General features: G+C 73.0%; 11 protein-coding genes and 1 pseudogene. 3 read left to right on the forward strand and 9 right to left on the reverse strand.

From position 1 onward, the window contains the following. Positions 1-183 precede the first annotated feature (183 nt). From ABD335_RS08705 to ABD335_RS08715, 3 genes and pseudogenes are all read right to left on the reverse strand, one after another. Entirely contained in the window at positions 184-3,354 is a 3,171-nt protein-coding gene (locus tag ABD335_RS08705) for a glycoside hydrolase family 3 N-terminal domain-containing protein (protein ID WP_344321546.1), read from the reverse strand. 267 nt (positions 3,355-3,621) lie between these two features. After that, positions 3,622-4,127 (reverse strand): annotated as a pseudogene (locus ABD335_RS08710) (cupin domain-containing protein). A 38-nt stretch (positions 4,128-4,165) separates the two neighbouring features. Further along, positions 4,166-5,164, reverse strand: coding sequence for a Gfo/Idh/MocA family protein (locus ABD335_RS08715; RefSeq protein ID WP_344321547.1), 999 nt, complete (start codon positions 5,162-5,164; stop codon positions 4,166-4,168). A 216-nt stretch (positions 5,165-5,380) separates the two neighbouring features. Between ABD335_RS08715 and ABD335_RS08720 the strand changes: the two genes are divergently transcribed. After that, positions 5,381-6,343, forward strand: coding sequence for a fibronectin type III domain-containing protein (locus tag ABD335_RS08720; protein ID WP_425583600.1), 963 nt, complete (start codon positions 5,381-5,383; stop codon positions 6,341-6,343). A 22-nt stretch (positions 6,344-6,365) separates the two neighbouring features. After that, a complete protein-coding gene (locus ABD335_RS08725; RefSeq protein ID WP_344321549.1) occupies positions 6,366-6,881 on the forward strand; it encodes a metallophosphoesterase family protein in 516 nt (171 codons plus the stop codon). On the opposite strand, the gene ABD335_RS08730 is transcribed toward ABD335_RS08725, so the two are convergent. The 3 genes from ABD335_RS08730 to ABD335_RS08740 form a co-directional block, all read right to left on the reverse strand. After that, positions 6,809-7,888, reverse strand: coding sequence for a pectate lyase family protein (locus tag ABD335_RS08730; RefSeq protein ID WP_344321550.1), 1,080 nt, complete (start codon positions 7,886-7,888; stop codon positions 6,809-6,811). The two genes, ABD335_RS08725 and ABD335_RS08730, sit on opposite strands and share 73 nt — an antisense overlap. A 15-nt stretch (positions 7,889-7,903) precedes the next feature. After that, positions 7,904-8,887 carry a pectate lyase family protein gene (locus ABD335_RS08735; RefSeq protein WP_486387923.1) on the reverse strand — a complete coding sequence of 328 codons (984 nt, stop codon included), beginning with the start codon at positions 8,885-8,887 and terminating at the stop codon, positions 7,904-7,906. A gap of 20 nt (positions 8,888-8,907) precedes the next feature. Further along, complete coding sequence (locus ABD335_RS08740) at positions 8,908-10,008, reverse strand: pectate lyase family protein (protein ID WP_344321552.1); 1,101 nt, start codon at positions 10,006-10,008, stop codon at positions 8,908-8,910. A gap of 237 nt (positions 10,009-10,245) precedes the next feature. Here ABD335_RS08740 and ABD335_RS08745 point away from each other — a divergent pair, with 237 nt between their 5' ends. Next, positions 10,246-10,560 carry a YkvA family protein gene (locus tag ABD335_RS08745; RefSeq protein WP_344321553.1) on the forward strand — a complete coding sequence of 105 codons (315 nt, stop codon included), beginning with the start codon at positions 10,246-10,248 and terminating at the stop codon, positions 10,558-10,560. Between the two features lie 152 nt (positions 10,561-10,712). Here ABD335_RS08745 and ABD335_RS08750 read toward each other — a convergent pair whose 3' ends face one another. From ABD335_RS08750 to ABD335_RS08760, 3 genes are all read right to left on the reverse strand, one after another. Then, positions 10,713-11,468, reverse strand: a complete 756-nt coding sequence (locus tag ABD335_RS08750) for a DUF429 domain-containing protein (RefSeq protein WP_344321554.1) — start codon at positions 11,466-11,468, stop codon at positions 10,713-10,715. Between the two features lie 134 nt (positions 11,469-11,602). Beyond that, positions 11,603-11,875 carry a hypothetical protein gene (locus ABD335_RS08755; protein ID WP_344321555.1) on the reverse strand — a complete coding sequence of 91 codons (273 nt, stop codon included), beginning with the start codon at positions 11,873-11,875 and terminating at the stop codon, positions 11,603-11,605. Positions 11,876-12,001: 126 nt separating this feature from the next. Then, on the reverse strand, positions 12,002-14,395 hold the full coding sequence (locus ABD335_RS08760; protein ID WP_344322101.1) for a SpoIIE family protein phosphatase: 2,394 nt from the start codon (positions 14,393-14,395) through the stop codon (positions 12,002-12,004). Positions 14,396-14,532: the final 137 nt, after the last annotated feature.

The raw sequence follows: 14,532 nt of genomic DNA on the forward strand, positions 1-14,532 counted from the left end.
GCTGGGCGGCGACCCAGAGGTGGTCCGTGGTGCCGATCTCGTCGTCGATCCAGATGAACGGCCGGTGGCCGGCCCACTCGACTGTTGGCGCCGAGGTGAAGCCGAACGTGTAAAGCGACGGTCCGCCGGGCGCCCCGTCAGGGGAGGGCGCCCGGCGGACCGGGTGGGTGTGACCCGGGTGGGTCAGCGGGTGAGGCGGTGGGCCTCCGCGAGGTGGCGGATCGCCGTGGCGTACTCGCCGGACGCCAGGGCGTGGTCGGCGTCCGCGGTGCGGGCCGCCGCCCGCTCCGGGGCGCGGTCGCCGGTCTTCAGCAGGGCGTCCTGGGCGATGTCCCGGGCCACCGAGGCCAGTTCGTCCGCCTGGAGGTAGGTGTCCGTGCGGGACTTCTCCAGGAGGGCGGCGGCCCTGCCCAGCGCCTTCAGCACCGCGTCCGCGTTCCGCACCGAGCCGTCGGCGCCGAAGTACGAGCGCTTGAGGGCCAGGGTCAGGTGGACGGCCGCCGCGCGGGACGCGCCGTCGCGGCGGCGGTCCAGCAGGTCGTCGCGGACGTCGTCCAGGCGGTCGCGGGCGCTGTCGGTGCGCAGGCCCCAGCCGTACGGGTACAGCGGGGCGTACTCCTTGTCGCCGACGTTGACCGGCACCTGTTCGGCCGAGCGCGGCCAGCTCACCGGCAGCCGTCCGGTGAAGGGACGCTCGCCGAACAGGGTGTCGGCCACGCCCGTGCCCTCGCTGCCCGGAAGCCAGGAGGCCACCAGGGCGTCGATGTCGCCGAGTTGGTCGGTGACGATCTGCGGGCGGCCGGAGACGATCAGCACCGCGCAGTCCATGGCGCCGCAGACGGTGTCGATCGCCTTCCTGTCGGCTTCCGAGAGCAGCAGGTCGTGGCCGTTGCCGACGTCGCCGATGCCCTCGGCGTACGGGGTCTCGCCGACCACGACGACGCCGACCTCGTGTCCGTCGGTGGGCGCGGAGGCGTCCTCGCTGAAGGTGACCTCGGCGTCGGGCGCGACCCGGCGGATGCCCTCCAGGATGGTGGTGCCCTCGGTGATGTCGCCGGAGTGGCCCTGCCAGCTGATGGTCCAGCCGCCCGCCTGGTTGCCCAGGTCGTCGGCGTTGGACCCGGCGACGTAGAGCTTCTCGTCGCCCTTCAGCGGCAGCAGGTCGCCCTCGTTCCTCAGCAGCACCTGGGAGTCGGCCGCCGCCTCGCGGGCCAGCTTCCGGTGCTTCGCGGAGCCGACGTCGTCCAGGTGGGTGCGGTCGGCGTAGGGCTTCTCGAAGAGGCCGAGCCGGAACTTCTTGGTGAGGATGCGGGCGACCGCGTCGTCGATCCGGGACATCGGGACCGCGCCGGAGTCGACCTGCTCCCTCAGGGTGGAGATGAAGGTCTTGTAGTCGTACGGGACCATGATCATGTCGAGACCGGCGTTGATCGAGGTCCGCACGTCGGAGGCGTAGTCGCCGGGGATCTGGTCGATGGCCTGCCAGTCGCTGATCACGAAGCCGTCGAAGCCGAGCTCCTTCTTGAGGACGCCGGTGATCAGGTCGGCGTGGGCGTGCATCTTGACCGGGCCCTCGTCGTCGCCGAGGAAGTCCACGCTGGAGAAGGACGGCATCACGGTGCCGACGCCCTCGTCGACCGCCTCGACGAACGGAGCGATGTGGACGGCCTCCAGTTCCTCCTCCGTCGTCCGGGTGACGCCCTGGTCGATGGTGTAGGTGCCGGTGGTGGACGAGCCGTACTCGGTGCCGCCGTCGCCGACGTAGTGCTTGGCGGTGGCCAGCACCCGGTCGGCGTCCTTCAGGTCGCTTCCGTCGGCGTCGCCCTGGTAGCCCTCGACGGCGGTGGCCAGCCGGGTGACCAGGGCCGGGTCCTCGGAGAACGCCTCGTAGGCGCGGCCCCAGCGCTCGTCGCGGCTGACGCACAGGCAGGGGCTGAAGTTCCAGGGGACGCCGGTGGCGCGGACCTCGGTGGCGGTGGCGTGTGCCGTGTCCTCGACCAGCTTCGGGTCGCGGGCGGCGCCGAGGCCGGTGTTGTGCGGGAAGATCGTCGCGCCGACGACGTTGTTGTGGCCGTGGACGGCGTCGACGCCGTAGATCAGCGGGATCTGCAAGCGGGTCTGCCGGGCGCGCAGTTGGAACCCGTCGATCATGTCGGCCCAGGCCTCGGGGGTGTTGGGCGTCGGGTTGGAGCCGCCGCCGGAGAGCAGGGAGCCGAGTTCGTGGCCGGCGATGTCGTCCTGGGTGGCCAGGGCGGCGCGCTCGGCCTGGGTCATCTGGCCGATCTTCTCGTCCAGGGTCATCCGGGAGAGCAGGTCCTTCACCCGCTTCTCCACCGGGAGCCGGGGGTTCTGGTACGGCAGGCCGTGGGCGTCGATGACGACGGTCGGCAGGTCGTCGGGGGCGCGGGCGCCGTCGACGGAGAGGGTGACGGGGATGGTCTTGGCGGTGGCGGCCCCGGCGGCGCGCTTGGTGGCGACGGTGAAGGTCTTCACCGCTCCCGAGGGGGTGCCGGCGGGGAAGGTGAGGGTTCCCTCGACGGGGGTGTAGTCCTTCCCCGGCCGTGCGGTGCCCTCGCCGGTGCCGTAGGTGACGGTGACCGGTTCCGCCAGCGGCTTGTCGCCGGTGGTGCCCACCGAGACCTTCACGGTGGCGGTGCCGCCGTGGTCCACGGTGTAGACGGGCTTGTCGGTGGCGACCCGGGCGCGGGTGCCGCCCACGCCGTACAGCTCGACCTGGTCGAACTCCAGGGTGCCGGACGCGGTGGGCAGGTTGACGGCGTAGCCCCACATGTCCGTCAGCTCCAGCACCCCGTCGGAGGGGGCGCCGGCCGGCTGGTGGTCGGGGCGGCGGACGAAGTCCTCGAAGGGGGTGCGGACCTGCTTCCAGCCGTCGGTGTCGTCGGTGAAGTACCCGGCCCACAGCTCGGCCTGTCCGGCGTTCGGGCCACCGTCCTTGACCTCGAACTGGACCCGCCGTCCGCTGCCGGTGCCCTTCACCCAGAAGGACAGGCCCTCGTGTGCGCTCCAGTCCTCGGCGGTGGTCAGGGAGTGGTCGAAGCCGCCCCAGGCGGAGATGTCGTACGTCACGCGCATCGCGCGGTTGCCGACGTTCGCGCCCGGTCGGGCCTCGGCGGCGACCTGGTCGATCGTCGGGGTGTCCCGGGCGTTGCTGCCGTAGGTGCCGATCGGTCCGGGGAACGCGGCGTCGAAGTCGTCCAGGGTGCGGGTCTGTTCGGCGGCCGTCGCGGCGGGCACCAGCCCGGAGGCGAGGAGGGCGAGCAGGGCGCCGAGCGTTCCGACGGCTGTTCGCTTCCGTCGGCGGCGGTCAGGTCTTCCGTGCAACAGCTGTCCCATGGCGGCTCCCGTCGGACACGGTCATGTCACGGTCGTTGTTTTCACTGTTTGAACACACTCGCGGCGCACGTGTGGCTTGGTACGCATCGCGCCGATCATGTATGCACCCTGACGGCGCGTCAAGATGCTTGATGCGTAAACCTCTTGGACGCGACGTGGACGCGATACGAGAAGCCGTGCTGCGCGCACCCGGAAAGTGGGAGCGCTCCCCCGGCAGGGCGGAAAGGTCCCCGGGACGCGGGCCCGCCCCGGGGACCGGGACGGGAGTCAGGCCTTCCGCGGTCCTCCCCCGGGGTCGGTGAAGAAGCTGTCGTGGCGCACGAGGAACTCCGCGAACTCCTCGCCGCCGCGCCGCGCCATCTCCTCGACCCTCTCGAAGTACTCCTCGCGCGGCGCGCCCGGCGTGAAGAGCATCAGCATCGACACCGGTTCGTCGGAGTCGTTGCGGAAGGCGTGCAGCCCGCCGGGCGGCACGTACAGGAAGTCCCCCGGCCGCCCGGTGGTCCGGTTCTCGCCGTCGAAGAGGCTCGACTCGCCGGAGAGGACGTGGAAGGACTCCGAGATCGTCCGGTGGAAGTGGGTGCTCGGGCCGGGAGCGCCCGGCCCCGTCTCCACCCGGTACAGGCCGAACTCGCCTCCGTGGAGGCGTGGGTGGCGAGGCAGTGGGTGCGGTCCCCCGACGGCGAGACCAGTTCCGGTTCCGTGTCGGCCGGTCTGGACACCGCGCTGATCTCACCGTTCTCGCCCAGGTGGCGAGGTTCCGGGGAGGACATGGCCGGCTCCTTCCGTGCGGCGCGTCGCGGCGCCGTCGTCACTCGTGCGGGTAACGGACTCCTATGCGTTCCCGGACCGCGTCCAGGGTCCCCATCACGGCGAGCGTTCCGTCCAGGGGGACGAGCGGGGACTCCGTCTCCTTCTCCCGCAGGCAGCGCATCACCTCCGCCGCCTCGTGGGTGTAGCCGGCGCCGGTCCGGGCCTCGGGCAGGCGGATCTCCTCGGGCTCCCGTCCCTCGCGGTGCAGGACGAAGGACTCCGGGCAGAAGAAGCCGTGCGGCAGTTCGACGCGCCCTCGGGTGCCGCTCACGGCCGCCACGGTGGGGGTGGCCGAGGCGATGGAGCACGAGAGGGTGGCCACGGCCCCGCTGTCGTAGCCCAGCAGGACGCCGGTGGTCTCGTCCACGCCCTCGGGCGTCAGGTGCGCCCAGGCGGCGACGGAGGCGGGGGCGCCGAGGACCAGGTGGGCGAACGACACCGGGTAGACCCCCAGGTCCAGCAGGGCGCCGCCGCCCAGCCGGGGATCGCGCAGCCGGTGGGAGGCGTCCACCGGCGCCACGATGCCGAAGTCCGCGTGCACCGAGCGCACCTCGCCGATCGCCCCGTCGGCGATGAGGTCGAGCATGCGCCGGACGACCGGGTTGCAGTAGGTCCACATGGCCTCCATCAGGAAGACCCGTCTGCGGCGTGCCAGTTCGACCAGGCGCCGGGCCTGGGCGAGATCGAGGGTGAGGGGCTTCTCGCACAGCACCGCCTTGCCCGCCTCCAGGCAGACGGTCGCGGCCTCCAGGTGGGCCGAATGGGGGGTGGCGACGTAGACGACATCGATGTCCGGGTCGGCGGCGAGTTCCGTCCAGCTTCCGTACGCCCGGGGGATGCCGTGCTCGTCGGCGAAGCGGCGGGCGGCCTCCTCCGTCCGCGATCCCACCGCGATGATCTCGCCCTCGGGCAGCGTCGCGAGGTCCCCGACGAACGCGCGGGCTATCCCGCCGGTGGCGAGGATGCCCCATCGGATCGTGTCGTCCCTGTGTGCCATGCGTTCTCCCGGCCCGGTGTCTCGGTGTGTCGCACCTCACCCTAGGGTCGTCGCCGCATGTCCGTCGCGTCCGTCCATTTCCGATGGCCCGTCAGATCGAGGGCGGAGCGGACCACTTGCCGCCGGCCGCTCCCTGTGTCATATATGTCCAGACCATTGAAGCCGTCGGTCTTCCCCGAAGAACCCACTGTCGAACGGGAGTCGTCCATGGGACGGATGTCCGGGCCCGCCGTGCCGGTCGTCGCCTGTCTGCTGCTGGCCGCCTGCGGCCCGGAGCGGGGGGACGCGCGGCCCCCGTCCGCCCCCACCGGCGTCACCGCCCAGGCCGGCAGCGCCACCTCGGTCCACGTCATGTGGAACAGGTCCACCGACGACACCGGGGTCGCCGGCTACGAGGTGCACCGCTCGGGGAAGAAGGTCGAGGACGTGCCCGGCGAGCGGCACATGGTGGACGTCGAGGGGCTGAAGCCGTCGACCGCCCACACCTTCACCGTCCGGGCCCGGGACGCCGCGGGCAACCTCTCGCCCTTCAGCGCGGAGGTCTCCGTCACCACGCCTCCGCGGACCTCCGACGACCGCACCCCGCCCACCCGGCCCGAGCGGCCGCGAGGCAGGGCCGAGGGCGCCCGCGCCGCCACCCTGACCTGGGAGAGGTCGACCGACGACCGGGGCGTGGCCTCCTACGACATCCTCCAGGGCGGCACCCGGATCCACCGTGTGGCCGGTGACGAGACCACGGCGCTGGTCACCGGGTTGCGGCCCGGCGTCCGCTACACCTTCACCGTCGTCGCGCGCGACGCGGCCGACAACGCCTCCCCCGCGAGCCGAGCCGTGAGGATCACCACGGCCGGAGCCGGCGGGGAGTCGGGCGGCCCGGGCACGGCGCCGTCCGACTTCCGGGCCGTGGGCCGCGCCGCCGACGACGGCTACCACATCGACCTGTCCTGGGTGCCGCCGAAGACGGGCGGACGGATCACCCGGTACCGGATCCACCTCGACGGCGAACTCGCCACGACCCTGAACTGGAGCGCCCCCACGCCCCGCGAGAGGGTCTCCTACAGCCTCTACGCCGGGAAGGAGCCGGGCATCACCCACACCGTGCGCATCCGGGCCATGCTCCCGGACGGCACCTGGGGCGCCCTCTCCGAGAAGCGGACCGTCACCCTCGGCGAGCGGTGAGCGCCGGGGCTACGGTGGGGACGTGCTCCTGCTGTTGACGTCCGACACCCACCTCCCCCGGCGCGCCAAACGGCTGCCCGAGGAGTTGACGGCGCGCGTGGCCGAGGCCGACGTGGTGATCCACGCCGGGGACTGGGTGGACACCGCCACGCTCGACCTGCTCCGGGAGAGGTCGCGGCGCCTGATCGGCGTGTACGGCAACAACGACGGTCCCGAGCTGCGCGCCCGGCTGCCCGAGGTCGCCCGCGCCGAGCTGGGCGGGCTGCGGTTCGGCGTCGTCCACGAGACGGGGCCGAAGCAGGGGCGGGAGAAGCGGTGCGCGACGCGCTTCCCCGACCTGGACGTGCTGGTCTTCGGACACAGCCACATCCCCTGGGACACCACGGCCGAGCGGCCCGGCGGCGGCGACCTGCGGCTGCTCAACCCCGGCTCGCCCACCGACCGCCGCGCCCAGCCGTACTGCACCTACATGACGGCGGTGGTGGACGCGGGGCGGCTGCGCGAGGTCGAGCTGCACCGGCTGCCGCCCCGCCGCTGAGCGCCGTCACCGCCGCCCGGCGCTACAGGCCGATGGTGCCGGGGCCCGCGCCCCGCATCACGATGTCCTTGACGGTTCGGGGGGTCGTCGACGGTGCCGCCGACGACCGGCTCGCCGGTCTCCTCCCCGACGAAGACGTTGTTCCGTTCCACGATGGAGCCCTTCGGGCCCGAGTAGCTGTTGGTCATGGGCTCCTCGACGTCCTCGGAGTAGTTGCCCTCGACGAAGCAGCCGGAGCCCGCGTCGCAGGCCGGGCCGGTGTCGCTGTTGCGGTGGAAGTAGTTGTTGAAGATGTGCACCGGGTTGCCGAACCGGGTGCGCGGATTGCGCTGCGGGGTGCGGTCGTACCAGTTGTGGTGGTAGGTGACCTTCAGCCGGCCGGTGTCCTGGGCGGCGTTCTCGTCGGAGTGCCCCAGCAGCATGTTCTTGGTGTGGTGGTGGGTGTGGTTCCAGGAGACGGTGATGTAGCCGGAGCCGCGCTTGATGTCGATGAGTCCGTCGTAGCCGCCGGACAGGTCGTTGTGGTCGATCCAGATGTGGTGGGAGAACATCTGGACGTTGATCGAGTCGTCGGCGGCGTCCTTGAAGGTCAGGTTCCGGACGATGACGTTGTGGACGGCGTTCGCGGGCGGCGAGGTGACGCCGTCGTCGACGGGCAGGCCGATGGTCAGCCCGCCGCCGGAGATGCCGGAGTCGGCGCCGACCCCCACGATCGTCTTGTCCGAGGTCACGTCGTACATGCCGGCCGGCAGTTCGATCATGTCGTTCACCCGGACGGTCCTGGGGCCCTCGGCCTTGATGGCGGCGATCAGTTCCGAGGCGGTGGAGACGGTCACGGTCGGGCCGCCCGCGCCGCCGGTGGTGCCGTCCTGGCCGAGCGCGTCCACGCTCGCGAACCCGACGGGGGACGACTCGGCGAGCACGGCGGGGTCGGACGCCGCCCGGTCGGCGGGGGTGCCGGCCGGCGCGGCCGCCGCGGCGAGCAGCACGGGGTTTCGGTGTCGCATCGCGGTCTCCCGGGGTCAGGCGATCCGGCCGACGCCGACGCCGGCCGGAACGGTGGTGGGAAGGGTCGAGGGATCGTCGAGGGCGTAGGCGTAGTACGCGCGCGGCTCGACGACCGTGCCGAGCGTCTCCGGCTCGCCGCAGTTCACGTAGACGTTGTTCCGCTCCACCACCCGGCCCGGCCCGCTCTCGTCGTAGCCGGAGTGGACGGGGTGGGCGACGTTCTCGAAGTGGTTGCCCTCCACCAGCACGCCCGCGTCCTCGGTGGAGGCCACGCCGTAGAGCGCGTTGCCGCGGAAGCAGTTGTTGTAGACGTGCACCGGTTCGCCGAAGCGGACGCGCGGGTGGCGCTGGGCCGTGCCGTCGAAGAAGTTGTGGTGGATGCTGACCCGCAGGGCGCCGCGGTCCTGGCCGCCGTTGGCGTCCGAGTGGCCGATCAGCATGGTCTTGCTGTGGTCGTGGAAGTGGTTCCAGGAGACCGTGACGTAGTCCGCGCCGCGCACGATGTCGATCAGGCCGTCGGCGCCGGTGTCGAACTCGCAGTGGTCGATCCAGATGTGGTGCGAGGACTGCTGGATGCTGATCGCGTCGTCCTCGGCTCCGGTGAACCGCAGATTGCGGATGATCACGTTGTGTCGGCGGTACATGTCCAGGCCGCCGCCGGTGATCTCCGCGTCGTCGCCCAGGCCGACGATGGTCTTGTTCGAGCGGACGCCCTGTTTGCTGGTGATCCGCATCGTGCCGGAGACCTGGATGACGTAGGGCTCGTCGCGGTCGCAGTAGTCCAGGAACGTCTCGGCGTCGGTGACCGTGACCACCGGTCCGCCCGCACCGCCGGTGGTGCCGGACAGGCCCAGCGCGGCGACGCCCGCGAAGCCGTCCGCGGTGCGCACCGCGGCGGCCGAGGCGCGCGCCCGACCGGCCGCGCCGGCGGCGGCGAGGGCCGCGGCNGGTCGCCGCGGCGCCCGCGAGCAGGCTCCGACGGCCGACGGGGTGGGGATTCCTCATCGTCTCCGTCCTCTCAGATCTTTCCGACGCCCGCGCCGGCCGGGACGACGATCGGCACCTCGGCCGCCCGGTGGAGGGTGTAGGGGTAGTAGGTGCGCGGCTCGACCACCGAACCCCGGGTCTCGATCGGGTGGTTGCAGTCGACGAGGATGTTGTCGCGCTCGACCAGACGGCCGAGGTCGCCGCTGAAGTCCACTCGGGCGGGGTTGTTGACGCTGTGGAAGTAGTTGCCCTCCAGCACCACGCCGGCGTCCATGGCGGAGGCGACGCCGTAGCTGTTGTCGCGGTAGTGGTTGTTGTAGACGTGCACCGGTTCGGCGAACCGCACCCGTGGGTTGCGCTGGTCGGAGGCGTCGAAGAAGTTGTGGTGGTACGTCGTCCGCAGCCGGCCGCGGTCCTGGGCGGCGTTGGCGTCGTCGTGTCCGAGCAGCAGCGTCTTGTCGTGGTCGTGAAAGCGGTTCCAGGAGACGGTGACGAAGTCCGAGCCGCGTTTGACGTCCACGGCGCCGTCGTCGCCGTTCGAGAAGTCGTTGTGGTCGATCCAGATGTGGTGGGAGAACATCTGGACGTTGATCAGGTCGTCCGTGGCGCCGTCGAAGGACAGGTTCCGGACGATGACGTTGTGGACGGCGTTCGCGGGCGGCGAGGTGACGTCGTCGTCCACGGGCAGGCCGATGGTCAGCCCGCCGCCGGTCAGTCGGGCGTCGTCGCCCAGGCCGACGATGGTCTTGTCCGAGGCCACCGGGTGCATGCCGTCGGTGGAGCCGGTCGGCAGCGTGATGGTGCCCTTCACCTGTACGACCAGGGGCTCCGGGCGGGAGATGTACTCCAGGAACCGCGCGGTGGTGGTGGCCGTGACGACCGCTCCGCCCGCGCCGCCGGTGGTGCCGTCCTGGCCGAGCGCGTCCACGCTCGCGAACCCGTCCGCCGCGGCCGACCCAGCCGGAGCGACGCGCGGGGCGGCACCCGGGGCCGGTTCGGCCACCGCGGAGTCGGGCCCGGTGGGCGCGGCGGTCAGGAGCGAGGCGGCCAGGGCGACGACCGCCAGGGCGGTCCGTGGGGTGGCGCGACGGCTCTTTCCCGGGGGCGACAACCGTGCCGGGGACAAGCGCATGGGGGTGCCCCTTTCCGTGGGGGGTGCCGGGCACACCGGATCGGCTCGGGGCCCGGTGGTGCACTGCGCGGTCCGGCCGGACCGTCGTCAGCAAGCGCTTTCTCCGGAAAGTAAGCGCTTGCCGGAAACACGTCAACACCTGCGGAACCGTTCGACGCGTCCTCGCGTCCCCACCGGGAAACAGAAGGAGGACACGGGGCGAGGGGCGAGGAAGGACGAGGAAGGAGGGGAGGCTCGTTGGAGACCTGGCAGATCGCGCTGGTCGTCGTCGGCGCGGCGGCCGCGGTCGCGATGCTCGCCGCCGCGGTCGTCCTCCTGGTGAGGCTCGTGCGGGCCTACCGGCTGCTGCGCGACGAGGACGTTCCGGCGGGCACCAAGGTCGCCTTCTGGGGGGCGGTCGTCTACACGCTGTTCCCCCTCGACCTGCTGCCGGACCCGGTGTACCTGGACGACATCGGCCTGCTGGCCCTGGCCTTCCACCACCTGGGGAAGGCGGCCCGGCGGTACGGGCGGCCTCCCGAGGAGACGGGTCGTCTCGACCCCCGCCGCTAGGCCGCCCCCTGCGGACCGGGCGCCGAAACGCGGTGGGCGGTGGCGGCTTCACCGGCAGGCGATCGACGCGATCGCGTTCCCGCAGGCCATGGTCCGCTTGCGGGTGTCCCGCCGGCCGGATCGCCCACCGCGATCCGGAAGGGACGGCCTGATCAGGACGGTCGGCCGCGGTCCTCCCTCGGCAACCGCGACAGGCTGTCCGGTTCGGGCAGGTGGATCCAGCCCTCGATCCGGGCCGCCTCCCGGTCCTCGCCCGTCGGCCACCGGGTGAGCCCGCGAGCGACGGCCCGGGCGACCAGAGCGGCGATCAGCGCGTCGAAGGCGTGCTCGTCGCGGTCGTACTCCCGCTCGACGTCCGGCTCGCAGCCCAACCACGGCGCCGCCCGCCGCAGCGCGGCCATCGAGCGTTCGCCGGCCAGTCCCCAGCGCAGGCGCGCGGCGGCCGGGTAGACCTCCACGATCCGGCCCGTGCCACGGCGGTCCACCTCCTGCCCGCGGGCCGCGAGCGCGTCGGCCAGGTGGGCCCAGCGCGCCGCCGTCGCGCCGAGTTTGTCGAAGGACACCGACAGCGGCGGGCGCGCGCCCGGCCCGAGTTGCCGGCGCACCCACACGTCCGTGCGCCGGTGGCGCAGTGTCGCGCGGTGATCGGCGCCGGGCCGGCCCCGCCCGGGCCAGGTCTCGTGGGCGGCGTGGGCGGTCAACGCCCGGACGAAGGGGATCGGCCAGCCGAACGGGCAGTCCACACCGGCGCGTTCACCGGGCCGCAGGCCGGCCAGCAGATCGATCAGCTCGTCGTCGGCGCAGCGCCGGCGCGGCGGTTCCACCACGGCCGTCGGGCCGTTCCACACCACCACGGCCGCCGCCGTCGTCCGCTCCCCCGCCGCCAGGTCCACTCCCACCGTCCGCACGGCCCCATGCTCACACACCGTCGGACGCGCTCGGCCTCACTCGGACGCCCTCGGCCGCCCGGTGCGCCCCATGGCACCGAGGTCCGGGCCGGAAGGCCGGGGAGCGCCCGCGCGGCGGGCCGTCCGCACCGTCCTCACTGCGTCCGCTTGCCGTGGGAGTCCTCGCCGGGACCCACCTCCCTCTCCCGCGCCTCCTCGGTGTCGGTGCCGCGGGCCTCGACGCCCTTCAGCGGCTCGCCCTCGACGGTTCCGCCCTCGGAGTACCCCTCCGCGGCGCTCGCCGTGCCGGGCACGACACCGGTCCGGGCCTGCCTCTCCTTCCCGGAGTGGGCGCCGACGCCCCGATCGGCCGGGTCCCTGTCCCTGTCCTTGCCCGTGTCCCTGCTCCGGTCGTCCTGGTTCCCCATGACGGTGCTCCTCGCCGTGTGTCGCGTTCGGGTGCACGGCGCAGGTACCCGCCGGCCACGGCCGGAAACGGACGGCGGGCCGCCGCGGGGCAGGTCGGGACGGGGGTGAGCAGGTCGGGAGGGCGGTCAGTCCATCCGGACGCCGACGATGCAGGTGTCGTCGTCGGTGTCGGCGTTGCTGTAGGTCAACATCCGGTCCAGGCGCTGTTCGAGGGTGGCGTCGGGGTCCTGGACGACGGCCATGAGCTGGTCCAGGGACTCCTGGAGGGAGCGGTCGCGGCGCTCGATCAGACCGTCGGTGTACATCAGCAGGATGTCGCCGCTCTCCAGCTCCAGCCGCTCCTCCTCGTACTTGGCCTCCGGGAGGGCGCCGAGGAGGAGGCCGCCGACCAGGGGCAGCGTGGTGGACTTCTGCTCGCGCACCAGGACCGGCGGCGGGTGTCCCGCCCTGGCCCAGCGCAGGGTTCGGGTGTCGGGGTCGTAGATGCCGCAGACCGCGGTCGCGGTGACGTTCTCGGTGAGGTGGTGGGCGACGGTGTTCAGCCAGGCCAGTATCTGGGCGGGGCCCGCGCCGGTGGTGGCCAGACCGCGCAGGGCGTTGCGCAGCACCACCATGCCGGTGGCCGCCTCGATGCCGTGGCCGGCCACGTCGCCGACGGACAGCAGGACCTGTCGGGAGGGCAGGACGACGGCGTCGTACCAGTCCCCGCCGACCAGGTGGTCCTCCTCGGCGGGCCGGTAGCGGACGGCGATGTGGAGGCCCTCGGCCTCTATCGGTCCCCGGGTGGGCGGCATGATGGCGCGCTGCAGTTGCAGCGCCATGCGGTTGCGCTCGGCGGCCTGCTGCTCGGTCTGGGCGAGCTGGTCGCGGGTGGCGCCCAGCGCGACCTCCGTCCAGTGCTGGGCCGAGACGTCCTGGTAGGCGCCGCGCACCACGACCAGCCGCCCCTCCGCGTCGAGGGCGGGCTCGGCGACCACGCGGATGTGCCGCACGATCCCGTCGGCCCGCTGGAGGCGGAAGGCGGCGGAGGCGGGGCGACGGTGGTGCAGCAGGGCGCGCAGGAAGCGTCCGATGGCCGCCTCGTCGTCGGGATGGGTGTGGGCCGGGAGCTGCTCCAGGGGGATGGGCGAGGCGTTGGGCGGCAGCCCGTGGAGGGCGAAGAGCTGGCTGTTCCAGACGATCTCGCCGGTCACGAGGTTCTCCTCGAAACCGCCGATGCGGCCCAGGCGCTGGGCGTGCTGGAGCACCCGTGCCAGCCGGGCCGCCTCGTCCTGCACGCGCCAGATGAGCAGCACGTTCTCCCCGTGCCGGCTGATGCTGACGCTCGCCTCCACGGTCAGCGGCACCTGGCCGACCATCGCGCGCAGCACCATCCGCTCGGCGCGGAAGGGCTCGCCGGTGGCGTGGACGTGCTCGATCTTCTCGAACAGGCCGCTCTCGCCCATCGCCAGCGGGTACGCCTCCAGCAGCAGCGCTCCGGCGACGGCGCTGCGCGGACGGCCCGCCGGGTCGACGAAGTGGCTGCTGACGTGGTGGATGCGGAAGTCCGCGAGGCGGCCCTCGCCGTCCAGGTGGGGCACCAGCACCAGGGCGGAGTCCAGCAGTCCGTCGGCGAAGTCCACCAGTTCCGAGATGCCCGGGGGGCGCGCCTGCTGGACGCCGGGGACGGCCGGGGAGTGGGTGTCCAGGGTGTGGGCGCACAGCTCGGCCAGTGCCTCGATCTGCCGCTCCACCTGCGGGGGCTGCGGCTCCAGCGGGCCGGGCCAGCAGATCTCCAGGACGCCCAGGACGCGTCCGCCGGTGCCCGCGGGCGTCGTCACCCGGCAGCCGTCGGGCGTCTGCCGCCGTCCCAGCGTGGGCATCCCGACCTCGGCGGGGGACGGGAACCACACGGTGCGGCGCTCGGTGAGGGCCTTGCGGGCGAGCGTGGCCACCCCGGGAGGCACGTAGTGCCACCGTGCGGCCTCCTCCGCGGCGAAGCCCGCGCAACCGGCCAGGGTCAGGGAGGAGTCGGTGCCGGCGGCCCAGATGGCCACCCCCGTGGCCCCCAGCGGGGACAGCGCGTGCTCCAGGAGGGACTCGGCGACGGCCTGGGTGTCGCTCGCGGCCAGCGCGCCGCTCTCGGCGGTGCGCAGCCGCACCGAGAGCGAGGGGGTGCCCTTGTCGGTGGACGTCCGGCTTCCGCCGGTGCTCTCCCACTCCTCCCCGGCCCGGGTGAGGAAGTCGCGGGCGGCCTCGGTGAGGCGGTCGCGGGACGCCTGGTCGATGAGGTCGGCGGCCAGTTCGAGCTGGGAGACGCCGGCCTGGTCGGCGAGGACGGCCAGTTGCCTGGCCGCCTGCGTCGGCCCGCACCCCAGCCGCTCGACCAGGATGCCCTTGGCCATCTCGATCAGGGCCCGGCCCTCGGCCGCGGCGTGGGCCTCCCGCACCTCGCGGCGGAGCCGCTCGACCGTGGCCGCCAGTCTGCCCAGCCTCGCCTCGTCGCCGCGCGGCCCCTCGTGGAGCCTCCCCTCGTACAGCGGCTTCCCGTGCCGCGGTCCCTTGTGCGGCACCACGGCAGCGGTGTCCGCCGCGGGCGTGCCCGCACCGGGCGCCTCCCCCTCCGGGACGGCCCCCGGCGGCCCGCCCTCCAGGACGGGTTCGTCCGGCCGCTGGG

Source organism: Streptomyces macrosporus, assembly GCF_039533145.1.
GTDB lineage: Bacteria > Actinomycetota > Actinomycetes > Streptomycetales > Streptomycetaceae > Streptomyces > Streptomyces macrosporus.